We start from the raw sequence: 23070 nt of genomic DNA, 5'->3' as shown, positions 1-23070 counted from the left end.
ATTAATACTGCTGTGTAACGAAGGAGAGGACGCCCAAAGGACTAGCGCAGTTGGAGAATCCATTTTGGCGGACGTTCTTTCCGCCAAAATTAGTCGAGAACAAGCCCTTGGGCAAGCCTCTCCGAAAGTGAAGCAGTATGATTACTTCTTTTTAGCGGAACTTTTATTTTCAAGGTAGCTTTTTGAAAAAAGCTGTATTGCTTCTTTAACCACTCTCAGGAAAAAACGATGCCGCAGTCAAAGCAAGGTAAAAACGGTTACTTCAAATAAAAAAGGTTCAAGCAGGGCTCCGGGAATGATAGAATGGAAAAAGACTGAACGAAGAGGAAGGGTGTCACTATGAGTAAAGAAATCCGCGTACGTTTTGCACCAAGTCCTACAGGACATCTGCACATCGGCGGTGCACGTTCCGCATTATTTAACTATCTGTTTGCAAGACATAACAACGGAAAATTTATTGTAAGAATAGAAGATACCGACCAGTCCCGCAACGTGGACACAGCGACGGAAAAATTAATGGAAAGCCTGAAATGGCTCGGTCTCGACTGGGATGAGAGTGTCGATAAAGGCGGAGAATACGGACCGTATAAAAGCATGGACCGTCTCGACATCTACCGGAAATACGTGGATCAGCTGCTTGCAGAAGGCAAAGCCTACCATGACTATATGACAACAGAAGAACTGGAAAAGGAGCGGGAAGAACAGCGTGCCCGGGGAGAAACTCCGATGTACAGTGGACGCGACCGCTATTTGACAGAGGAAGAAAAGCAGGCGTATGAAGCAAAAGGACTGAAACCGGTCATCCGCTTTCTTGTACCGAAAGATCAGCAGATTAAAGTACAGGATGAAGTCCGCGGAGAAGTAACGTTTGACTCCAATGGAATTGGTGACTTTGTGATTGTTCGCCAGGACGGTATTCCTACGTATAACTTTGCCGTGACTATTGATGACCACTTAATGAAAATCAGCCACGTTATCCGCGGGGAAGAGCATCTTTCGAATACACCGGTGCAGGTACTTCTTTATGAAGCACTCGGTTTTGAAACGCCGGTATTTGGTCATGCTTCTCTTATTTTAAATGCAGATCACAAAAAAATGAGCAAGCGGGATGAATCGATTATTCAATTTGTCGAGCAGTACAGAGAACTTGGGTACCTTCCGGAAGCAATCGTGAACTTCATTGCACTTCTCGGCTGGTCTCCGGGCGGCGAACAGGAGATCCTTTCGCTGAAAGAGCTGGAAGAACAATTCCGCCTCGACCGCGTTATTAAGCACCCTGCTGTATTCGATACGCAGAAGCTGGAATGGATGAACAACCAGTACATGAAAGAAGCAGATGAAGACCGCGTTGTATGGCTTGCTCTTCCGCATTTGAAAAAAGCAGGTCGCCTGCCAGAAAACATGACGGAAAAACAGCGGCAGTGGGCGTATGATCTGATCGTGCTGCATCAGGAAAAAATGAGCTACGGTGCGCAGATTGTAGAGCTTACAGAGTTGTTCTTCCGGGAGCAGTTGGATTATAATGAAGAGGCACAGGCAATCTTGGATGAAGAACAGGTGCCCGAAGTCATGGCTTCTTTCCGCGAAAAGCTGTATGCGCTGGATACATGGGAGCCGGAAGATATTAAAAAGAGCTTAAAAGAAGTTCAGAAAGAAACAGGCCATAAGGGGAAAAAATTGTTTATGCCGGTACGAGTGGCAGTAACAGGACAGATGCACGGGCCTGACTTGCCAAAAACAATTATTTTATTAGGAAAAGATGTTGTAATTAAGAGGCTCGATCAGCTGATCGCCAAATAATTTAAGGAAATAAAGATGCACTGCTGAACTAAATAGGAAGAACCGTTTCTCGGACGAAGTACAAGCACTGGTTTTCCCAGAGAGAATCACATCAGCTGGAAGTGATTTAAACCTGTGTTTGGAAATGCACCCGAATGATTAAAATGGTTTGCTGGAAGAAGAGGGGGAGACGTGCAGCGTCTTCAAACAGAGTGGAACCGCGCTGAAAAGCGTCTCTGTGCTTATTGGGCACAGAGGCGTTTTTTTCTATGGAAAAGAGCGGGCTGAGAGAGGAGGCAGAACGGTGTTTCAAACGTTTAAAAATGATGTTGACGTAGTACTGGAACAGGATCCTGCTGCAAGAAACAGGTTCGAAGTGATACTTACTTACTCTGGTGTTCACGCTATCTGGGCACACCGCATTTCCCACTGGCTGTGGAAGAAAAAGATATACTTTATTGCCCGGTTCCTTTCCCAGGTAAGCAGATTTTTCACAGGAATAGAAATCCATCCGGGTGCGCAGATCGGACAGCGGCTGTTTATTGATCACGGAATGGGTGTTGTAATAGGAGAAACCTGTGAAATCGGCAATGATGTCACGATTTTCCAAGGTGTGACGCTCGGAGGGACAGGGAAAGAAAAAGGGAAGCGCCATCCTACACTGGAAGATCATGTGCTCGTGGCTTCCGGAGCGAAAGTGCTCGGTTCGATGAGGATCGGGAAGCACTCCAGAATTGGCGCAGGCTCAGTAGTCTTAAAAGAAGTGCCTCCAAACTCTACAGTGGTCGGCATTCCCGGCAGAATTGTAGTGCAGGACGGGGTGAAAATCCGGGATGATCTGGACCACATCAATCTTCCTGACCCGGTAGCGGATAAATTCCGGCAGCTGGAAAAAGAAATGATCCGCCTGAAAAAAGAAGTAAGAGAATTAAAGCAAAAAGAAATCAATCATCCGGAAGAAGAGAAAGGAAAGGTGTGATTGTCTCCATGACAATTCAACTCTATAATACATTAACCAGACAAAAAGAACCGTTTCGTCCGATAGAAGAAGGTAAAGTGAAAATGTATGTCTGCGGTCCTACCGTATATAACTACATTCATATAGGAAATGCGAGACCTGCAGTAGTTTTTGACATGGTCCGCCGGTATTTTCAGTACCGCGGCTACGAAGTAAAGTATATTTCCAACTTTACAGATGTAGATGACAAAATTATTAAAGCAGCAGAAGAAATGGGCGAAGGGGTAATGGAAATTGCCGAACGCTTTATTGAAGCATATCATCAGGATACGGCAGCACTTGGCGTGCAAAAGGCTGATCTCCATCCGCGGGTTACAGAATCCATGCCGGAAATTATCGATTTTATCGATCAGCTTGTGCAAAAAGGCTACGCCTATGAATCGCAGGGAGACGTATATTTCCGCACGCGGAGATTCGATGGCTACGGGAAGCTTTCCCATCAATCGATAGATGATCTGCAGGCCGGGTCACGGGTGGAAGTAGGAGACCGAAAAGAGGATCCGCTCGACTTCGTACTCTGGAAAACTGCTAAACCCGGCGAAATATCCTGGGAAAGCCCATGGGGAGAAGGCCGTCCCGGCTGGCATATTGAATGCTCCGCGATGGTAAAAAAATATCTTGGAGACACGATTGATATTCATGCCGGCGGACAGGATCTGTCTTTCCCGCATCACGAAAATGAAATTGCGCAGTCAGAAGCGTTAAATGAAAAGCAGATGGCTAATTATTGGATCCATAACGGATACATTAATATTGATAACGAAAAAATGTCGAAATCACTCGGAAATTTTATTCTTGTGCATGACATCATTAAAGAGTTTGATCCGGAAGTAGTGCGCTTTTTTATCGTAAATGCACATTACCGCAGTCCGATCAATTTCAGTGATGAGCAGCTGAGCAGCGCGCAGAGCAGTCTGGAGCGAATCAAAACAACGTACCAGAATTTAAAGCTGCGTACAGAAGAAACGGCAGATCTTGGCACACAGCCGGAGAAATGGCTGAAGCTGATTGAAGAACACCGCGTCCGGTTTGTGGAAGGAATGGATGATGACTTTAACAGCGCCAATGCAGCAGCGGTAATTTTTGACCTTGTGAAGCAGGCAAACATTTATTTATCAGAAAATCATACGAATGAAGAAGTGCTTCGAGCATTTTTAAAGCAATTTGACGATATGGGCTTTGTCCTCGGGATGAACCTGGAAACAAAAGAAGAACTGCTGGATGAAGAAGTGGAAGCTTTAATTGAAGAGCGGATTGAAGCGAGAAAAGAAAGAAACTTCCAGCGGGCGGACGACATCCGGGAGGAACTGAAGGAGAAAAATATTCTGCTTGAGGATACACCGCAGGGCACGCGCTGGAAGAGAGGGTAGTATATGAGACTGCATGAAAAAGTCAGTGAGCCTGCACAAATTAATGGACTTGCTCTCGCATATATGGGTGACGGAGTATTTGAAACATATGTACGCTTTCGTCTTATCGCAAAAGGCGGGGTGCGTCCGAATAAGCTTCACCGGGAAGCGACAAAGTATGTCTCTGCGAAATCCCAGTCCAGGCTGCTCAAGCAGCTGCAGGAAAAAAACGTATTAACCGAGGAAGAAAGCGCGGTAGTGCGAAGAGGAAGAAATGCGAAGTCCGGGACGATCCCGAAAAACACAGACCGTGCCACGTATCAGGACAGCACCGCATTTGAAGCCTTAATTGGATATTTGTATTTAATGGAACAGGAAGAACGGCTGGATGAAATCGTTCAGCTCTCTTTCGATATTATTGAAGGAAAGGAGGGGTAATATATGAAGGTAGAAGATTATGTTGTAGGAAAAAACCCTGTCATAGAAGCGTTAAAAGGAGACCGTACGGTGCATAAGGTGCTGGTTGCGGAAGGCATGAAGAAAGGGCAGATGCCTGCAGTCATGAAGCTCGCGAATGAACAGAAGGTACAGATTCAGCATGTGCCAAAGCAGAAGCTGGATCAAATTACCGGCGGAAACCAATCCCATCAGGGGGTGCTGGCATATATTGCAGCGTTTGATTACGCAGAAATAGAGGATCTATTTGCCAGAGCAGCTGAAAAAGGAGAAGCACCGTTCTTTTTAATTCTGGATGAACTGGAAGACCCGCACAATCTCGGCTCTATCCTCCGGACAGCAGATGCTTCCGGCGCACATGGGGTAATTATTCCGAAGCGGCGCTCTGTAAATTTAACTGCCACGGTGGCAAAAGCCTCTGCGGGAGCAATTGAATATGTACCGGTAGCAAGAGTGACGAATATTTCCAAAACGATGGAAGAACTAAAGAAGCAGGGACTCTGGTTCGCAGGAACGGATGCAGCGGGCAAGCAGGATTACCGGCAGGCTGACCTGGATATGCCGATCGGACTTGTCATCGGCAGCGAAGGAAAAGGAATCAGCCGGCTGGTCAAAGAAAAATGCGATTTTCTTGTCCGTATTCCGCTGCTTGGAAACGTCACTTCCCTGAACGCGTCGGTCGCTGCCAGCCTGTTAATGTATGAAGTGTACCGGCAGCGCCATCCGCTCGGGGAGGCCTGACAAATGAAAGGCCTGTTGTTCGTAGATGGTTATAATATTATTGGAGACTGGCCGGAACTGAAAGCACTGCAGGAAAAAGACCTGGCAGAAGCGAGAGACAGGCTGATCGAAAAGATGGCAGAATATCAGGCATACACGGGCATTGAAGTAACGGTTATCTTCGATGCCCATATGGTTTCCGGAACCGGTAAAAATTATCACCAGTACGAAATCAACATTGTATATACGAAAGAAAAAGAAACCGCGGATGAGCGGATAGAAAAACTGGTAAACGAAACGAAGCGGATCGACCGGCAGATTTACGTTGCTACTTCCGACTTTGTCGAACAGCGGGTGATTTTCGCCAGCGGTGCCTACCGCAAGTCAGCGCGGGAGCTCCGGACGGAGATGGAGCAGATCGAAAAAGGCATCAGCGTAGAAGTCGCACGCACAAAAAAAACGAAAGTAAAAACAAAACTGCCTATTTCTGATGAAATGGCAGAACTTTTTGAAAAGTGGCGCAGAGGTAAGCGGTAACACCTTGACGCTTTCCAATTTTATCTAGTATACTGTTTTTAATATAGGGAGTTAAATTATATATAGAGGGTGAAAGTAGAGCAAAACCGTCTTAGTGGAAAAGACAGGTCGGAGGGATTGCGGTGGCTGTAAATCTCATACAAGCGGGTGTGCAAGAAAAATATCGTGATATTGATGATGAAACGATGGTCAGCTATGTGCGCGAAGGCGACAGCGGAGCCTTGGAATACTTAATATATAAGTATAAGAATTTTGTGCGCGCAAAAGCCAGGTCATATTTTCTGATTGGCGCAGATCACGAAGATATTGTGCAGGAAGGCATGATCGGGCTTTACAAAGCAGTACGTGATTTTCAGGAAGATAAGCTGTCTTCTTTTCGTGCTTTCGCGGAGCTGTGTATTACCCGGCAGATCATTACCGCAATAAAAACTGCAACAAGACAAAAACATATCCCGCTCAACTCTTATGTTTCTTTGGATAAGCCGATATATGATGAAGACTCGGACCGGACACTTTTAGATGTATTATGCACAACGGGCGTCAACAACCCGGAACAGCTTCTTATCAACCAGGAAGAATTTGCAGATATTGAACTGAAAATGGGAGAAATGCTCAGCGAACTGGAACGCGAAGTGCTGATGCAGTACCTGGACGGAAGATCCTACCAGGAAATGTCTGAAGACTTAAAAAGGCACGTAAAGTCGATCGACAATGCACTGCAGCGTGTGAAGAGAAAGCTCGAGCGCTACGTTGAACTAAGAGAAGTAAAGCTTTCATAAATATTATGCAGAACACCTGCTGGGGCGAGAGAAATCTCCAGGAGGTGTTTTTTTCAAGCGAAGACTGCTCCTCGGATGAAGCATTGACACGACGGCTTTTTCTGTGATAAGTTCAGTTAGTATGTATTAGAAGTATCGTGTAAGGAGGGGGGAGACAGCTTATGAAAATTGCTCTCGCCTGTCAACGCTGTCAAAATCGCAATTATTGGACGACCAAACCATCTGCCGGCAGTCAGGAACGGCTGCAGATGAAAAAATACTGTAAGACATGTGCTGCACATACGACGCATGCAGAAACAAAGTAAGAGTACGGGAGGTGTACATGAATGGCTGAAAGTACAAAGAGCACGAAAAATCCGATTAAATTTCTGAAGGAAGTAGTCACAGAAATGAAGCGGGTCACCTGGCCGAACGGCAAGGAACTGAAAAAGTATACGGGAGTAGTGGTAGCTACTGTAACTTTTATCGCTATATTCTTTGCAATCTCTGACTTTATCATCTCGTCGCTGCTGCAATTGATCACAAATTAAATAAAGAAATTCATTCTAAAAGCAACACACGAGGAGGGAAAACAGGGATCCCCTGATTTTTATGGATAAAAACTGGTATGTAGTACACACGTATTCCGGATATGAAAACAAAGTGAAGATGAACCTGGAAAGACGAGTAGAGTCAATGAACATGGTCGACAAAATTTTCCGCGTGCTCGTTCCTGTGGAAGAAGAAACAGAAGTAAAGAACGGAAAGAGCAAGCAGGTGACAAAAAAAGTTTTCCCTGGCTACGTTATCGTGGAAATGGTCATGACTGACGATTCCTGGTACGTTGTCCGCAATACACCGGGAGTAACCGGTTTTGTCGGCTCATCAGGCGCAGGATCGAAACCAACAGCGCTGCTTCCGGAAGAGGCAGAAGATGTGCTGAAGAAAATGGGTGTGGAAGCACCAAGGCAGGAAGTTGATTTCGACCTGAAGGAATCTGTAAAAGTAAAAGAAGGTCCTTTTGCTGATTTCATCGGTACAATTGAAGATATTTCTGCAGAAAAGCAGAAGCTGAAAGTCCACGTAAACATGTTCGGACGGGAAACTCCGGTCGAATTGGATTTTAATCAAGTAGAAAAAATCTAAATTCATTACGAAAACACCTTGTCAAGAGAGTGTTGAAGTGATAGAATTTGAATGTTGCTATGGGACGTGGACATACTGTTCACGTTTTTCCTGCGAATTGCGCAGGTTTTTTTGAGTGGGAGAGCAAAAGCAATGGCTCGGTTATACCACATCACGGACTTAAGGAGGTGTGTCGCGTGGCAAAGAAGGTAATTAAAGTTGTAAAACTGCAAATTCCAGCTGGTAAAGCAAACCCAGCACCGCCAGTCGGTCCAGCATTGGGTCAAGCGGGGATTAATATCATGGGATTCTGTAAAGAATTCAACGCTCAGACGCAAGAGCAGGCTGGTCTAATTATTCCAGTTGAGATTACGGTTTTTGAAGACCGTTCATTTACATTCATTACGAAAACTCCGCCAGCAGCTGTTCTATTATTGAAAGCTGCAGGAATCGAATCCGGTTCCGGGGAGCCGAACAACAAGAAAGTTGCTACGGTAAAGCGTGATCAAGTACGTGAAATCGCTGAAACTAAAATGCCGGATCTAAACGCAGCTGATGTAGATGCAGCTATGCGCATGGTTGAAGGTACAGCCCGCAGCATGGGAATCACTATCGAAGGCTAAACAGACCTGAAGAAGGTCCAAAAGGTTGCGAGTAAAGGACAAGTTCCTACCTGAGTCATTCGGGTTCGCAACCTTTATTAGTGGGAGGTTTAACCGCTAAAACCACAATAAGGAGGAAATGACATTGGCTAAGAATAGCAAAAAGTATGAAGATGCACTGAAGCTCGTAGACCGTGAAAAAGCTTACGGCATTCAGGATGCAGTAAACGTTGTAAAGCAGACAGCTACAGCAAACTTTGACGAGACAGTAGAAATGGCTGCCCGCCTTGGAATTGATCCGAAGAAAGCAGATCAGCAGATCCGCGGCGCAGTTGTTCTTCCACACGGAACTGGTAAAACGCAAAGTGTAATTGTTTTCGCTAAAGGTGAAAAAGCAAAAGAAGCAGAAGCAGCAGGCGCTGACGTTGTAGGGGAAGAAGACCTTATTAACCGCGTAAGCCAGGGATGGATGGACTTCGACGTAGTCGTTGCTACTCCGGACATGATGGCACAGGTTGGTAAACTCGGCCGTGTACTAGGACCTAAAGGTCTTATGCCAAACCCGAAAACAGGCACTGTTACATTTGATGTAACAAAAGCTGTGGAAGAAATCAAAGCAGGTAAAGTAGAATACCGTGCTGATAAAACTGGTAATATCCATGTTCCGCTTGGGAAAGCTTCCTTCAGCGAAAATCAGCTGGAAGAAAACTTCCGTGCGATGATGGATGTGCTTGTAAAAGCGAAGCCTGCAGCAGCAAAGGGAACTTATATCCGTAATGTATCTATTGCGGCTACAATGGGACCTGGCGTAAAAATTAACACAAACGAATTTTAACTGTAGTTGACTTTGCCTGAAAAGGCGGGTTATACTGTTAGTTGTGAATTAAATAGATCATACCGTAGACAGCAGGGGCCCCCGGGCTTAATTATCCTGCCGAGGTTTGCAGCGGAATGCTCTTCGCCTTTTCGGCGGAGAATATACAGCCTGCCTCCACGTCTACTATGGAAGTGGAGGCTTTTTTATGGCTCAGGAAGCGCGGTATGAGCAACTTAACGTATAGGAGGTGTCAACATATGAGCAAAGTGATCGAAAGAAAGCGCGAAGTTGTAAATGAAATTACAAAGAAGCTGAAAGAAAGCCAATCGACGATTGTTGTCGACTACCGTGGACTCGACGTTTCTGAAGTAACTGAACTTCGTAAGCAGCTTCGTGAACAAGGTATCGATTTCAAAGTTTACAAAAACTCTATGGTCCGCCGTGCGACAGCAGAAGCGGAACTTACGGAAATCGACCAGGAGCTGGTTGGTCCTACAGCAATCGCTTTCGGATATGACGACGTGGTAACTCCAGCGAAAGTTCTTAACAACTTCGCAAAGGAGCACGAAGCATTAGAACTGAAAGCAGGGATCATTGAAGGGAAAGTAGTATCCCTTGAAGAAGTGAAAGCACTGGCAGAACTTCCATCACGCGAAGGTCTTCTTGGTATGCTTGCAAACGTACTTCAAGCACCTATTCAAGGACTTGCAATTGGAATCAAAGCAGTGGCAGACAAGAAAGAAGAAGAAAGCGCGTAAGCTGAATATCAGCTTGGCAGCTTAATAAAATTATAATTTCACAGGAGGAATTTAATCATGACGAATCAAGAGATTCTCGATGCGGTAAAAGAAATGTCCGTACTTGAGCTTAACGACCTTGTAAAAGCAATTGAAGAAGAGTTTGGTGTATCAGCAGCAGCACAGGTAGCAGTAGCTGGCGGCGGCGGAGCAGCGGAAGAAGAGCAGTCTGAATTTGACGTAATTCTTGAAGATGCTGGATCTTCTAAAATCGGTGTTATCAAAGCTGTTCGTGAAATCACTGGTCTTGGACTTAAAGAAGCAAAAGCACTTGTTGATGGCGCTCCATCTGCAGTGAAGGAAGGCATCGAGAAAGCAGATGCTGAAGAAATCCAGGCTAAGCTTGAAGAAGCTGGTGCTAAAATTACTCTTAAGTAATTTTAATTATATGAAGAGCTCGCTGAGGATTTATTCCAAAGCGGGTTCTTTTTTTACCCAATATGGGGTGTTTGGTATTGGCGGCTCCGCTTTCAGGATGACGCTTTCCCGAGGGCTTGTTCTCGACTAATTTTGCCTGCGCTTCGCTCCGGCAAAATGGATTCTCCAACTGCGCTGATCCTCCGGGAGTCGCATCCCTGCGCTTTGCCAGCTGCAGGCATTTCCTGGCTATTTTGAAAATGTTTCTTTCTATTCATATTCAAAGCCTCTGCTTCTATAAAATATCATGTACTTGAAGGCTGGGCTTTGATTCACAAAATATTTTAGAGTGTTTCTAGAAGTGACTTAAGTCTTTTTGGTTGAATGATCTCAGAAACAATCTTAAATAAAAAATCTCAAAACTTCTATATTTAAGAATATTTGAATCACCTTACTCTTTTGAAAAATGAATTAGAAAGAAGAGTGTAATTTCGAAATCAAATCCTTCTGTCAGGTGACAAGGCGAGAGTTGAAAGGTAACTAGTCAATCCTCTATGAGTAGAAATGAATGCTTGAAACAAAAGGCGAAAACTCAAAAGAAGTTCATATATGAAAAGAATGAGTTGAGGGCAAACTCTGCGGAAAGCTTCCGCCTGGAATGCGGATCAATTCATCATTCGGAAATAAACTTACTACTAAGACTCATGAAATTTTGTTTTATGTAACAAGAAAAACACACTATAAATAAAGAAAACTATTACTGCTGCGTAACGAAGGCGAAGACGCTGGAGCAGTGCAGTCTGAGAATCCATTTTGAAGAAGCAGAGCTTCGGAAAAATTAGTTGAAGAGAAGCCCTCAAGTAAGCCTTCGCCGAAAGTGGAGCAGCATATAAAAAGCTGAGTCAGTTATAATCCAGGCTTTATTAAAGAAAGGGGCATGCGACCGTGTCTGATCATTATTATTCAAAAAAACCGTCGTCCGCAAGCCGGCGCGAAACGATTCATGAAGAAGTCAGAGGGATTAAGCTTGCCTACATTGTCGATACCGGAGTATTTTCCAAGCGCGGCCTTGATTTCGGTTCCAGGCTGCTGCTCGAAAACTTTACAGAGCCGGAAGCACCCGGCATTATCCTGGATGTAGGCTGCGGATGGGGACCGCTCGGCTTAACTATCGCTTCTCTTTATCCTGAACGGATGGTACATCTTGTCGATGTAAATGAACGTTCCATTGAACTGACTGCAGAAAATGCAAAACATAACAAAATAAAAAACACAGAAGTTTACGAGCAGGATCTGCTGGATGGGCAGAAGCCGGAGTCTCTCGCAGCGGTGGTCACGAACCCGCCGATCCGTGCAGGAAAAGCTACGGTCTTCCGGCTGTATGAGCAGGCTTACGAAGCGTTGAAATCCGGCGGAGAGCTGACTGTAGTGATTCAAAAGAAGCAGGGAGCGCCTTCCACTCTGCAGAAACTGGAAGATCTCGGCTTTGAAGTAGAGACGAAAGCAAAGAAAAAAGGCTATTTTATTTTCGGAGCAAAAAAATATTGACTCGATGACTGCAGTGTGTTAACGTTATTTAATGCGTATGAATATGAAAATAGGGTTCTTATGCTCTTTACGTCGTCAAAAAAGTGTCAATCGATTTGAATAGAGCAAGCTGCAGAAAAAAGGGTGAAGTTAAATTAACTATTGATGTCTTCTACATGGAAGCATGGAAAAGACTTTAGTACCCTTTTTTCTTTATTTCCAGAATTACTACACCGTTATCTTTCTACATTTTATTATCTCCGCAGCGACATGACGACGAGATCGTTTCAAAGACACATTCCACAATTGCAAGAAGTAAGGTAATTTATGCTATCAATCAAAGGCTTAACCGCCTTTTGATGATAAAAACGTTAGGTTTGAGGGGTGAATGAGTTGACAGGTCAACTAGTTCAGTATGGACGCCACCGCCAGAGAAGAAGTTATGCGCGGATCAATGAAGTTCTGGATTTACCGAATTTGATTGAAATTCAAACAGCTTCTTATCAATGGTTTCTTGATGAAGGTATTCAGGAGATGTTCCAGGACATCTCGCCAATCGAGGATTTCACTGGAAATCTCGTATTGGAGTTTGTCGATTACAGTTTAGGGGAGCCTAAGTATCCCGTAGACGAATCGAAAGAGCGCGACGTAACGTACTCTGCACCGCTTCGTGTCAAAGTTCGTCTGATTAACAAGGAAACAGGCGAAGTAAAAGAACAGGAAGTATTCATGGGTGATTTCCCGCTTATGACAGATACAGGTACATTCGTTATTAACGGTGCGGAACGTGTAATCGTTTCCCAGCTTGTCCGTTCTCCGAGTGTGTATTTTAACTCGAAGCTCGACAAAAATGGAAAGCGCGGCTACACAGCTACCGTAATCCCGAACCGGGGAGCCTGGTTAGAGCTTGAAACAGATGCGAAAGACGTCGTCTATGTACGAATCGACCGTACACGTAAGATTCCGGCTACCGTTCTTTTACGTGCACTTGGATTCGGCTCTGATCAAGAAATCATTGATCTCTTAGGAGAAGATGAGTATTTACGCAACACACTGGAGAAAGATAATACAGATGGCTCGGAAAAGGCGCTTCTGGAGATTTATGAACGCCTCCGTCCCGGAGAACCGCCAACTGTAGATAGTGCAAAAAGTTTAATTGACTCACGTTTCTTCGATCCAAAGCGTTATGACCTTGCGAACGTGGGACGTTATAAGATGAATAAAAAGCTTCACATCAAAAACCGTCTCTTCAATCAGCGTCTTGCAGAAACACTTGTAGATTCTGAAACAGGTGAAATTCTGGCTGAAGAAGGTACAGTAATTGACCGCCGCGTGCTGGATAAATTGATTCCTTACTTTGAAAATGGTCTTGGTTTCGATCGTTATAACCTGCAGGGCGGAGTAATCGATGATGAGGATGTAGATCTGCAGACAGTAATGATCTATTCGCAGAAGCCGGGCGATGAAGATATGCCGGTGAAAATTATTGCGAATGGCGGTATTGATACAAATATCAAAAATATTACGCCGGCAGACATTATTTCTTCCATCAGCTACTTCTTTAATCTGCTTCACGGTGCAGGACAGACAGATGACATCGACCACCTTGGTAACCGTCGTCTTCGTTCCGTAGGGGAACTTCTGCAGAATCAATTCCGTATCGGGCTTTCCCGTATGGAACGTGTTGTGCGGGAACGTATGTCTATTCAGGATGCGAACATGATCACGCCGCAGGCACTGATCAACATTCGTCCTGTTATTGCATCGATTAAAGAGTTTTTCGGAAGCTCTCAGCTTTCCCAGTTCATGGACCAGACAAACCCGCTTGCAGAGCTTACTCACAAGCGTCGTCTTTCTGCGCTTGGACCTGGTGGTTTAACACGTGAGCGCGCCGGCTTTGAAGTGCGTGACGTTCACTATTCCCACTATGGCCGTATGTGTCCGATTGAAACACCGGAAGGACCGAACATCGGGCTGATTAACTCGCTGTCTTCTTTTGCAAAAGTAAATCCATTCGGGTTTATTGAGTCGCCTTACCGCCGTGTAGACCACGATAAGAGTCTTGTGACCCGTGAAGTGGACTATCTCACAGCGGACGAAGAAGATAACTACGTAGTAGCACAGGCAAATGCGAAGCTGGATGATGAAGGTCACTTTATTGATGAAAATATTATCTGCCGTTTCCGCGGGGAAAACATTATCGTTGCCCGCGACCGCGTAGACTATATGGACGTTTCTCCGAAGCAGGTAGTATCAGCTGCAACGGCGTGTATTCCTTTCTTAGAGAATGATGACTCGAACCGTGCTCTGATGGGTGCGAACATGCAGCGTCAGGCAGTGCCTCTGTTAGAACCGCATTCTCCACTTGTCGGAACAGGCATGGAGTATGTAAACGCGAAGGACTCCGGAGCTGCAGTCGTAGCAGCAAACCCTGGACGCGTAGAAAAGGTAACTGCAAAGTTCGTAGACATCCGTGAAATTAAAACAGTGGACGGCCGTGAAACAGAAGGCGACGTGAAGCGTTATAATCTCATGAAGTTTGAGCGTTCGAACCAGGGAACTGTTTACAACCAGCGTCCTATTGTTTCAGAAGGCATGGTTGTGGAAAAAGGAGAAATCCTTGCAGACGGTTCTTCCATGGAAAAAGGGGAAATGGCCCTTGGCCAGAACGTACTTGTAGGTTTCATGACATGGGACGGCTACAACTACGAGGATGCAATCATTTTAAGTGAACGTCTTGTAAAAGACGATGTATACACTTCGATTCACATTGAAGAATACGAATCAGAAGCACGTGATACAAAGCTTGGACCTGAAGAAATTACGCGTGATATTCCAAACGTCGGCGACGATGCACTCCGCAACCTCGACGAACGCGGAATTATCCGTGTCGGTGCAGAAGTAAAGGACGGCGATATTCTCGTTGGTAAAGTAACGCCTAAAGGGGTTACCGAACTTACAGCAGAAGAACGTCTCCTTCATGCAATTTTCGGTGAAAAAGCACGGGAAGTACGTGACACTTCTCTTCGCGCACCACACGGCGGAGACGGTATCGTACTTGACGTTAAGATCTTCAACAGAGAAGACGGGGACGAACTGCCTCCTGGTGTGAATCAGCTTGTACGTGTATATATCGTGCAGAAGCGTAAGATTCATGAAGGGGATAAGATGGCCGGACGTCACGGAAACAAAGGTGTTATCTCGAAAATTCTTCCGGAAGAGGATATGCCTTATCTGCCGGACGGAACTCCGATTGACATCATGTTGAACCCGCTTGGTGTACCTTCCCGTATGAACATCGGCCAGGTGCTGGAGCTGCACATGGGTATGGCTGCACGACAGCTGAATATGCACATTGCAACGCCGGTATTTGACGGAGCGAACGAGGAAGATGTCTGGAGCACGATTGAAGAAGCAGGCATGGCCCGCGACGGTAAAACCGTTCTATACGACGGGCGCAGCGGTGAACCATTCGACAGCCGGGTATCTGTCGGCGTAATGTATATGATTAAACTTGCACACATGGTAGACGACAAGCTTCACGCTCGTTCTACTGGTCCTTACTCTCTTGTAACGCAGCAGCCGCTTGGTGGTAAAGCACAGTTCGGTGGCCAGCGCTTTGGTGAGATGGAAGTATGGGCACTGGAAGCTTACGGTGCTGCTTATACACTGCAGGAAATCCTTACAGTGAAATCCGATGATACAATCGGCCGTGTGAAAACGTATGAAGCAATTGTAAAAGGTGAAAATGTACCGGAACCAGGCGTACCTGAATCCTTCAAAGTATTAATTAAAGAGCTGCAGAGCCTTGGCATGGACGTGAAAATGCTGTCCAGCAACGATGAGGAAATCGACATGCTTGAAATTGATGAAGAAGAAGATCAGGCAAACGACAAGCTTAACTTGAATCTTGAATCAGGCGGAGAATCGAACGCGTAAACGGTGAATTCGAATGCTGAAAGGGAGGTTGACCCCTTGATAGATGTAAATAATTTTGAGTATATGAAAATCGGACTCGCTTCATCTGACAAAATCCGCTCTTGGTCACGCGGAGAAGTAAAGAAGCCGGAAACGATTAACTATAGAACGTTGAAGCCGGAGAAAGACGGTCTCTTCTGTGAGCGTATCTTCGGTCCGACGAAAGACTGGGAATGTCACTGTGGCAAGTATAAGCGTGTACGCTATAAAGGCGTTGTATGTGATCGCTGCGGCGTAGAAGTAACACGTGCAAAAGTTCGCCGGGAGCGCATGGGGCACATTGAACTTGCTGCTCCTGTCTCCCACATCTGGTACTTTAAAGGGATTCCGAGCCGTATGGGTCTTGTACTTGATATGTCTCCACGGTCTCTGGAAGAAGTTATTTACTTTGCTTCTTATGTAGTAACAGATACCGGCGACACACCGCTTGAAGTAAAGCAGCTTCTTTCTGAGAAGGAATACCGCAGCTACCGTGAAAAATACGGCCGCACGTTCAATGCGGAAATGGGTGCAGAAGCTATCCGTAAGCTGCTGGAAGATATCGACCTTGATAAAGAAGCAACGTCACTGAAAGAAGAGCTCGAAACAGCACAGGGGCAGCGCCGCACACGTGCGATTAAGCGCCTGGAAGTAATCGAAGCATTCCGCCATTCTGATAACGATCCGGACTGGATGGTATTAGATGTTCTTCCTGTCATTCCTCCGGAACTGCGTCCGATGGTGCAGCTGGATGGAGGACGTTTCGCTACGTCTGACCTGAACGACCTTTACCGCCGCGTTATTAACCGTAACAATCGTCTGAAGCGCCTGCTGGACCTTGGTGCTCCAAGCATCATCGTACAGAACGAGAAGCGTATGCTGCAGGAAGCTGTAGATGCACTGATCGATAACGGCCGCCGTGGACGTCCTGTTACAGGTCCGGGTAACCGTCCGCTGAAATCTCTTTCCCACATGCTGAAAGGGAAGCAGGGACGTTTCCGTCAGAATCTTCTCGGTAAACGAGTAGACTACTCCGGACGTTCTGTAATCGTAGTAGGTCCGAACCTGCAGATGTATCAGTGCGGACTTCCGAAGGAAATGGCGCTTGAGCTGTTCAAACCTTTTGTAATGAAAGAGCTTGTCAGCAAAGGTCTTGCCCACAATATTAAAAGTGCGAAACGAAAAGTGGAACGTGTCAATCCGGAAGTATGGGATGTACTTGAGGAAGTAATCCGCGAGCATCCGGTACTGCTGAACCGTGCACCTACACTTCACCGTCTCGGTATCCAGGCGTTCGAACCTACCCTTGTAGAGGGCCGCGCAATCAAGCTTCATCCGCTCGTATGTACTGCTTATAACGCAGACTTTGACGGTGACCAGATGGCAGTACACGTACCGCTTTCTGCAGAAGCGCAGGCAGAATCCCGCCTGTTAATGCTTGCAGCACAGAACATCCTGAACCCGAAAGACGGGAAGCCGGTAGTAACTCCTTCCCAGGACATGGTATTAGGTAACTACTACCTGACGCTGGAAAGAGAAGGCGCGATCGGTGAAGGAAGCACGTACAATGATCCAAACGAAGTATTAACTGCTTATAAGAACGGTTATGCGCATCTTCATTCAAGAATCGCACTGCCGGTGAAATCGATTGATAAAGAAAACTTCCGTGATGAGTTCAAGGACCATCTGCTGGTAACTACCGTAGGTAAGGTAATCTTTAACGAGATTCTGCCGAAATCATTCCCATATGTGAATGAGCCGACGAGTGATAACCTGGAAATTGAAACACCGGAAAAATATTTTGTGCCGAGCACCACAGATATCAGAGAAGCTATTAAGGAACGGGAGCTTGTAGCACCGTTTAAAAAAGGATTCCTTGGAGACATCATTGCAGAAGTCTTTAAGAAGTTTAAAATCTCTGAAACGTCTGTAATGCTGGATAAAATGAAGGATCTTGGATTCCATTATTCTACAAAAGCAGGTATTACGATCGGGGTATCCGATATCGTGGTACTGAAGGATAAGCAGGACATTCTTGATGATGCAGACGAGAAAGTTTCAAAAATCTCGAAGCAGTTCCGACGCGGTCTTATTACCGAAGAAGAGCGTTACGATAAAGTTATTGAAGTCTGGAGTAAAGCAAAAGACGTTATCCAGGAAAAGCTTCTTGGTACACTCGAAAAAACGAACCCTATCTTTATGATGAGTGATTCCGGAGCCCGAGGTAACGCTTCTAACTTTACACAGCTTGCCGGTATGCGTGGACTGATGGCGAATCCGTCCGGACGTATTATCGAGCTTCCGATCAAATCGAGTTTCCGTGAAGGACTGACAGTACTTGAGTACTTTATTTCCACACACGGTGCGCGTAAAGGTCTTGCCGATACCGCACTGAAGACAGCTGACTCAGGTTACCTGACACGCCGTCTTGTGGATGTAGCCCAGGATGTTATTATCCGTGAAACGGACTGCGGTACAGACCGAGGCCTTGAAGTGAAGGCAATCACGGAAGGTGCCGAAGTAATCGAGAGCCTGTACGACCGTCTTGTCGGCCGGGTAACTTTCCAGAATATCTATCACCCTGAATCAGGGGACCTTATTGTAGGACGTAATGAAGATATTACGGAAGATATGGCGAAAGTGATTGAAGATTCCGGTATCGAAAAAGTGCTTATCCGCTCTGTATTCACGTGTGATACGAAGCATGGTGCATGTAAGAAATGTTACGGACGCAACCTGGCAACAGGTGCCGAAGTAGAAGTGGGTGAAGCAGTAGGTATTATCGCTGCCCAGTCTATCGGTGAGCCGGGTACACAGCTTACAATGCGTACCTTCCACACAGGTGGTGTAGCAGGGGATGACATCACGCAGGGTCTTCCTCGTATTCAGGAGGTTGTAGAGGCCCGTAATCCGAAAGGTCTTGCAATTATCTCTGAAATTGAAGGAACAATTACGGAAATCAAGGATGCAGGAGATAAGAAAGAAATCGTCGTGCAGAATGCAATCGAAACACGTACGTATCCAACACTCTTTGGTTCCCGCCTGAAAGTAACTGTAGATGAAAAAGTACTTCCGGGTCAGGAGCTTACAGAAGGTTCCATCGATCCGAAAGAACTGCTGAAAGTATCCGGTGTACAGGGCGTGCAGGAATATCTGCTCCGCGAAGTACAGAAGGTATACCGTATGCAAGGGGTGGAAATCGGAGACAAGCACGTGGAAGTAATGGTCCGTCAGATGATGCGCAAAGTACGCGTTATCGATGCGGGTGACACTTCTGTACTGCCTGGCTCACTGATTGAAATTCATCAGTTCAACGATGTAAACCGTGACATCCTGCTGAAGAACGGTCGTCCGGCAACGGGTCTTCCGGTACTTCTCGGTATCACAAAAGCATCGCTTGAAACAGATTCCTTCCTGTCAGCAGCTTCCTTCCAGGAAACGACGCGTGTCCTTACAGATGCGGCTATCAAAGGAAAGCGTGATGAGCTTGTCGGCCTGAAGGAAAATGTAATTATCGGTAAGCTCGTACCGGCAGGAACTGGTATGCAGCGCTACCGTCAAATGAAGCATATAGATAAAGAAGAGTCAGAAGAAAGCACAATGGAAGAAGTAACGGCACAGGAAATAGAATAGCAGAAAGCGGGAGAATTTCTCCCGCTTCTCTCTAGGTGTCTGCCACTTATCAAACGAAGGACAAAATTCCTTTGCGGAAAAGTGTTGACACTCCTGTATGCTGGTGATACTATATCTAAGTGTGCCAAATACCTGATACTTTGGAGGATACAAATGTCTTATGAAAAAGTAGCACAGGCGTCAGAAAAAGTTGTCGGCACGAAGCAAACGTTAAAAGCACTGGAAAGTGATCAGGTAAGAGAGCTGATTGTTGCGGAAGATGCAGATCAAGAAGTGCTTACAAAGGTACTCACGGCAGCAGAGACAACCTCTGTCCCAGTCGATTATGTAGATTCAATGAAAAAGCTTGGAAAAGCTTGTGGAATTGACGTGAACGCAGCAATTGTAGCAATTAAAAAGTAAAAAAAGTTTTTGCTGATTTACGCTGTAAACAGCAAAGACTTTCCTTTTACCCATTTGTGAACCACCTGGACCAGTGGGCTTGCATTTTAATCAGGAAGGGAGGAAACATTCAATGCCAACTATTAATCAGTTAGTACGTGATGGACGTAAGTCAAAAGGCAAAAAGTCCGACTCACCAGCTTTGAATAAAGGTTATAACAGCTACAAGAAGCGTCAGACGGACGAAGCATCTCCACAGAAGCGTGGTGTATGTACTCGTGTAGGAACAATGACTCCTAAGAAGCCGAACTCGGCTCTTCGTAAGTATGCTCGTGTACGCTTGACTAACCAGATCGAAGTGAACGCGTATATCCCTGGTATCGGACACAATCTGCAGGAGCACAGTGTAGTGCTTATCCGCGGAGGCCGTGTAAAAGACTTACCGGGTGTGCGTTACCACGTTGTTCGTGGAGCACTTGATACAGCAGCAGTTGAAGGCCGTATGCAGAGCCGTTCTAAGTACGGTGCGAAAAAACCTAAGAAATAAATTGACTGTTTCCGCAGTCTTACTATGATTGAAAGGAGGGACCTATATGCCTCGTAAAGGACCAGTACCACGCCGCGATGTATTAGCAGACCCTATTTATAAGTCAAAACTAGTGACTCGCCTGATCAACCGTATCATGATCGACGGTAAGAAAGGTGTTGCACAAAAGTCTCTTTATGCAGCTTTCGACCTTGTACGCGAACGTTCCGGCAAGGACCCGCAGGAAGTATTTGAAGAAGCACTTAAAAATATCATGCCAGTACTTGAGGTAAAAGCACGCCGTGTCGGTGGTGCAAACTATCAGGTGCCGATCGAAGTTAAACCAGAGCGTCGTACGACTCTCGGACTTCGCTGGCTCGTAAGCTATGCTCGTCTACGTGGAGAAAAAACGATGGAAGAGCGTCTAGCGAATGAAATCATGGATGCAGCAAACAACACAGGTGCAGCAGTGAAAAAGCGTGAAGAAACGCACAAAATGGCAGAAGCGAATAAAGCATTTGCTCATTACCGCTGGTAGGCCTGTTTGCATGCCATTCTTTAACTGAAGGGAGCGGAGTCAGCTCCGCTCTATCCTTCAGATAATCTACTATGATTCACAGGAAGGAGAAAAGACACATGCCAAGAGAGTTCTCCTTAGAAAAGACACGTAATATTGGTATCATGGCTCACATCGATGCCGGTAAAACAACCGCTACAGAGCGTATTCTTTTCTACACAGGACGTATCCATAAGATTGGTGAAACTCACGAAGGCGGCTCCCAGATGGACTGGATGGAGCAGGAGCAGGAACGTGGGATCACGATTACGTCTGCAGCAACAACAGCTCAGTGGGAAGGACACCGTATCAACATTATCGATACACCTGGTCACGTAGACTTCACAGTAGAAGTTGAACGTTCCCTCCGTGTACTTGATGGTGCTGTTGCAGTTCTTGATGCTCAGTCTGGTGTTGAACCACAGACAGAAACAGTATGGCGCCAGGCAACAACTTACGGCGTGCCGCGTATTGTGTTTGTTAACAAAATGGACAAGCTCGGTGCAGACTTCATTTATTCCCTCGGAACATTGAAGGACCGTCTTGGAGCGAACGCAGCAGCGATTCAGCTTCCTATCGGTGCAGAAGATGACTTCGAAGGAATTATTGATCTTGTAGAAATGCAGGCTACCTTCTATCTTGATGATGAAGGAAGAAATGCAGAAATCCGTGAGATCCCTGAAGCGTATAAAGCGCAGGCAGAAGAATATCGTGAAAAGCTTATCGAAGCAGTTTCCGACCTTGATGAAGATCTTATGATGCTTTATCTTGAAGGAGAGGAAATCGATACGCCAACACTGAAAAAAGCAATCCGTACAGCAACAAACTCTGTAGAGTTCTACCCTGTTCTTGTAGGTTCTGCCTTCAAAAACAAAGGGGTTCAGCTTCTATTGGATGCAGTTGTTGACTACCTTCCAGCGCCAACAGATGTTGCAGCAATCGAAGGTCATATTCCAGAAACAGAAGAAGAAGTGAAGCGTCATGCAGATGACAGCGAGCCTTTCTCTGCTCTGGCATTTAAAGTAGCAACGGATCCTTTCGTAGGTAAGTTAACTTTCTTCCGCGTTTACTCCGGTACAGTTGACGCTGGTTCTTATGTTGTTAACTCAACAAAAGGCAAGCGTGAGCGTATGGGACGTATCTTGCAGATGCACGCCAACCACCGTGAAGAAATCCCAACATGCTATGCAGGGGATATCGCAGCGGGTATTGGTTTAAAGGACACTTCTACAGGGGATACACTCTGTGACGAAAAGAATCTCGTTATTCTTGAGTCTATGGAATTCCCTGAGCCGGTAATCCACCTTTCCGTAGAGCCTGCTTCTAAAGCAGACCAGGACAAGATGGGTATGGCACTTGCGAAGCTTGCAGAAGAAGATCCAACTTTCCACACGCACACGGATGATGAAACAGGACAGACGATTATCGGTGGTATGGGTGAACTTCACCTCGACATCATCGTTGACCGTATGAAGCGTGAATTCAAAGTGGCAGCGAATGTTGGTGCACCACAGGTATCTTACCGTGAAACAATCCGCGAAAGCGCGAAATGTGAAGGTAAGTTCGTACGACAGTCCGGTGGACGCGGTCAGTTCGGTCACGTTTGGATTGAATTCTCACCAAACGATGAAGGCGGCGGCTTCGAGTTCATCGATAACGTTGTCGGCGGTGTTGTTCCACGTGAATATATCGGTTCTGTAGAGCAGGGTGTAAAAGAATCCCTCGATAACGGACTTCTTGCAGGCTACCCAATGGTAGACGTAAAAGCCCGCTTATATGATGGTTCCTACCACGATGTCGACTCCAACGAGATGGCATTTAAAGTAGCAGCATCCATGGCTTTCAAAGAAGCGAAGAACAAGTGTAAGCCAGTTCTTCTTGAGCCGCTTATGAAAGTGGAAGTAGTAGTACCGGAAGAGTATATGGGTGACATCATGGGTGACATCACGTCACGCCGTGGACGCGTAGAAGGTATGGAAGCACGCGGTAATGCACAGACTGTAAAAGCTATGGTGCCGCTTGCTGAAATGTTCGGTTACGCAACGTCACTGCGTTCTAACACGCAGGGGCGCGGTCAGTACTCTATGCACTTCGACCACTACGAAGAAGTACCAAAGAGTATTTCTGAAGAAATCGTTAAAAAATCATCTGGTCAATAAGGCCAGTCATTGTCAG

21 protein-coding genes and 1 other annotated feature are annotated in these 23070 nt (G+C 45.9%); all 21 genes read left to right on the top strand.

Going from position 1 to position 23070, the window contains the following annotated elements; translation table 11 throughout:
- Window positions 1-339: 339 nt before the first annotated feature.
- A complete protein-coding gene (gltX, locus tag BLP92_RS09535) occupies window positions 340-1800 on the top strand; it encodes a glutamate--tRNA ligase (RefSeq protein WP_090842716.1) in 1461 nt (486 codons plus the stop codon).
- Between the two features lie 283 nt (window positions 1801-2083).
- A complete protein-coding gene (gene cysE, locus BLP92_RS09530; RefSeq protein ID WP_090842735.1) occupies window positions 2084-2758 on the top strand; it encodes a serine O-acetyltransferase in 675 nt (224 codons plus the stop codon).
- 8 nt (window positions 2759-2766) lie between these two features.
- The gene (gene cysS / locus BLP92_RS09525; RefSeq protein WP_090842715.1) at window positions 2767-4167 is read left to right on the top strand and encodes a cysteine--tRNA ligase; all 1401 of its coding nucleotides are present in this window, start codon (window positions 2767-2769) and stop codon (window positions 4165-4167) included.
- 3 nt (window positions 4168-4170) lie between these two features.
- Window positions 4171-4584, top strand: a complete 414-nt coding sequence (locus BLP92_RS09520; RefSeq protein WP_090842714.1) for a Mini-ribonuclease 3 — start codon at window positions 4171-4173, stop codon at window positions 4582-4584.
- Between the two features lie 3 nt (window positions 4585-4587).
- Window positions 4588-5343, top strand: a complete 756-nt coding sequence (gene rlmB, locus BLP92_RS09515) for a 23S rRNA (guanosine(2251)-2'-O)-methyltransferase RlmB (protein WP_090842713.1) — start codon at window positions 4588-4590, stop codon at window positions 5341-5343.
- A 3-nt stretch (window positions 5344-5346) separates the two neighbouring features.
- A complete protein-coding gene (locus BLP92_RS09510) occupies window positions 5347-5859 on the top strand; it encodes an NYN domain-containing protein (protein ID WP_090842712.1) in 513 nt (170 codons plus the stop codon).
- A 149-nt stretch (window positions 5860-6008) separates the two neighbouring features.
- On the top strand, window positions 6009-6638 hold the full coding sequence (gene sigH, locus BLP92_RS09505) for an RNA polymerase sporulation sigma factor SigH (RefSeq protein ID WP_425284444.1): 630 nt from the start codon (window positions 6009-6011) through the stop codon (window positions 6636-6638).
- Between the two features lie 161 nt (window positions 6639-6799).
- Window positions 6800-6943 (top strand): 50S ribosomal protein L33, encoded by a 144-nt coding sequence (gene rpmG / locus BLP92_RS09500; protein WP_090842710.1) that lies wholly within the window; start codon window positions 6800-6802, stop codon window positions 6941-6943.
- A gap of 21 nt (window positions 6944-6964) precedes the next feature.
- Complete coding sequence (gene secE, locus BLP92_RS09495) at window positions 6965-7168, top strand: preprotein translocase subunit SecE (protein WP_090842709.1); 204 nt, start codon at window positions 6965-6967, stop codon at window positions 7166-7168.
- Window positions 7169-7229: 61 nt separating this feature from the next.
- On the top strand, window positions 7230-7763 hold the full coding sequence (gene nusG / locus BLP92_RS09490) for a transcription termination/antitermination protein NusG (RefSeq protein WP_090842708.1): 534 nt from the start codon (window positions 7230-7232) through the stop codon (window positions 7761-7763).
- Between the two features lie 176 nt (window positions 7764-7939).
- The gene (gene rplK / locus BLP92_RS09485) at window positions 7940-8365 is read left to right on the top strand and encodes a 50S ribosomal protein L11 (protein ID WP_139148941.1); all 426 of its coding nucleotides are present in this window, start codon (window positions 7940-7942) and stop codon (window positions 8363-8365) included.
- Between the two features lie 124 nt (window positions 8366-8489).
- A complete protein-coding gene (rplA, locus tag BLP92_RS09480) occupies window positions 8490-9179 on the top strand; it encodes a 50S ribosomal protein L1 (protein ID WP_090842707.1) in 690 nt (229 codons plus the stop codon).
- Window positions 9180-9223: 44 nt separating this feature from the next.
- Window positions 9224-9374: a sequence feature (ribosomal protein L10 leader region), on the top strand.
- 44 nt (window positions 9375-9418) lie between these two features.
- Window positions 9419-9919 carry a 50S ribosomal protein L10 gene (gene rplJ / locus BLP92_RS09475; protein ID WP_090842706.1) on the top strand — a complete coding sequence of 167 codons (501 nt, stop codon included), beginning with the start codon at window positions 9419-9421 and terminating at the stop codon, window positions 9917-9919.
- A gap of 57 nt (window positions 9920-9976) precedes the next feature.
- A complete protein-coding gene (rplL, locus tag BLP92_RS09470; RefSeq protein WP_090842705.1) occupies window positions 9977-10336 on the top strand; it encodes a 50S ribosomal protein L7/L12 in 360 nt (119 codons plus the stop codon).
- 924 nt (window positions 10337-11260) lie between these two features.
- A complete protein-coding gene (locus BLP92_RS09465) occupies window positions 11261-11863 on the top strand; it encodes a class I SAM-dependent methyltransferase (protein WP_090842704.1) in 603 nt (200 codons plus the stop codon).
- 372 nt (window positions 11864-12235) lie between these two features.
- A complete protein-coding gene (gene rpoB, locus BLP92_RS09460) occupies window positions 12236-15781 on the top strand; it encodes a DNA-directed RNA polymerase subunit beta (RefSeq protein ID WP_090842703.1) in 3546 nt (1181 codons plus the stop codon).
- Window positions 15782-15817: 36 nt separating this feature from the next.
- Window positions 15818-19432, top strand: a complete 3615-nt coding sequence (rpoC, locus tag BLP92_RS09455; protein WP_090842702.1) for a DNA-directed RNA polymerase subunit beta' — start codon at window positions 15818-15820, stop codon at window positions 19430-19432.
- Between the two features lie 153 nt (window positions 19433-19585).
- Window positions 19586-19834, top strand: a complete 249-nt coding sequence (locus BLP92_RS09450) for a 50S ribosomal protein L7ae-like protein (protein ID WP_090842701.1) — start codon at window positions 19586-19588, stop codon at window positions 19832-19834.
- A gap of 112 nt (window positions 19835-19946) precedes the next feature.
- Window positions 19947-20360, top strand: a complete 414-nt coding sequence (gene rpsL, locus BLP92_RS09445; protein WP_090842700.1) for a 30S ribosomal protein S12 — start codon at window positions 19947-19949, stop codon at window positions 20358-20360.
- Between the two features lie 46 nt (window positions 20361-20406).
- Complete coding sequence (gene rpsG / locus BLP92_RS09440; protein WP_090842699.1) at window positions 20407-20877, top strand: 30S ribosomal protein S7; 471 nt, start codon at window positions 20407-20409, stop codon at window positions 20875-20877.
- Window positions 20878-20975: 98 nt separating this feature from the next.
- Complete coding sequence (fusA, locus tag BLP92_RS09435) at window positions 20976-23054, top strand: elongation factor G (protein ID WP_090842698.1); 2079 nt, start codon at window positions 20976-20978, stop codon at window positions 23052-23054.
- Window positions 23055-23070 lie beyond the last annotated feature (16 nt).

It is taken from the genome of Alkalicoccus daliensis (genome assembly GCF_900103955.1).
In the GTDB taxonomy this organism is placed as follows: domain Bacteria; phylum Bacillota; class Bacilli; order Bacillales; family Salisediminibacteriaceae; genus Alkalicoccus; species Alkalicoccus daliensis.
Note: the sequence above shows the minus strand (reverse complement) of the source record. Positions and strands in the feature narration are given on the sequence as shown.

Bases quoted from the DNA above. Each gene is read 5' to 3' on its own strand.
- gltX (WP_090842716.1), top strand. From the start codon at position 340: ATGAGTAAAGAAATCCGCGTACGTTTTGCACCAAGTCCTACAGGACAT.
- cysS (WP_090842715.1), top strand. From the start codon at position 2,767: ATGACAATTCAACTCTATAATACATTAACCAGACAAAAAGAACCGTTT.
- BLP92_RS09520 (WP_090842714.1), top strand. From the start codon at position 4,171: ATGAGACTGCATGAAAAAGTCAGTGAGCCTGCACAAATTAATGGACTT.
- rlmB (WP_090842713.1), top strand. From the start codon at position 4,588: ATGAAGGTAGAAGATTATGTTGTAGGAAAAAACCCTGTCATAGAAGCG.
- BLP92_RS09510 (WP_090842712.1), top strand. From the start codon at position 5,347: ATGAAAGGCCTGTTGTTCGTAGATGGTTATAATATTATTGGAGACTGG.
- rpmG (WP_090842710.1), top strand. From the start codon at position 6,800: ATGAAAATTGCTCTCGCCTGTCAACGCTGTCAAAATCGCAATTATTGG.
- secE (WP_090842709.1), top strand. From the start codon at position 6,965: ATGGCTGAAAGTACAAAGAGCACGAAAAATCCGATTAAATTTCTGAAG.
- nusG (WP_090842708.1), top strand. From the start codon at position 7,230: ATGGATAAAAACTGGTATGTAGTACACACGTATTCCGGATATGAAAAC.
- rplJ (WP_090842706.1), top strand. From the start codon at position 9,419: ATGAGCAAAGTGATCGAAAGAAAGCGCGAAGTTGTAAATGAAATTACA.
- rplL (WP_090842705.1), top strand. From the start codon at position 9,977: ATGACGAATCAAGAGATTCTCGATGCGGTAAAAGAAATGTCCGTACTT.
- BLP92_RS09450 (WP_090842701.1), top strand. From the start codon at position 19,586: ATGTCTTATGAAAAAGTAGCACAGGCGTCAGAAAAAGTTGTCGGCACG.
- rpsL (WP_090842700.1), top strand. From the start codon at position 19,947: ATGCCAACTATTAATCAGTTAGTACGTGATGGACGTAAGTCAAAAGGC.
- rpsG (WP_090842699.1), top strand. From the start codon at position 20,407: ATGCCTCGTAAAGGACCAGTACCACGCCGCGATGTATTAGCAGACCCT.
- fusA (WP_090842698.1), top strand. From the start codon at position 20,976: ATGCCAAGAGAGTTCTCCTTAGAAAAGACACGTAATATTGGTATCATG.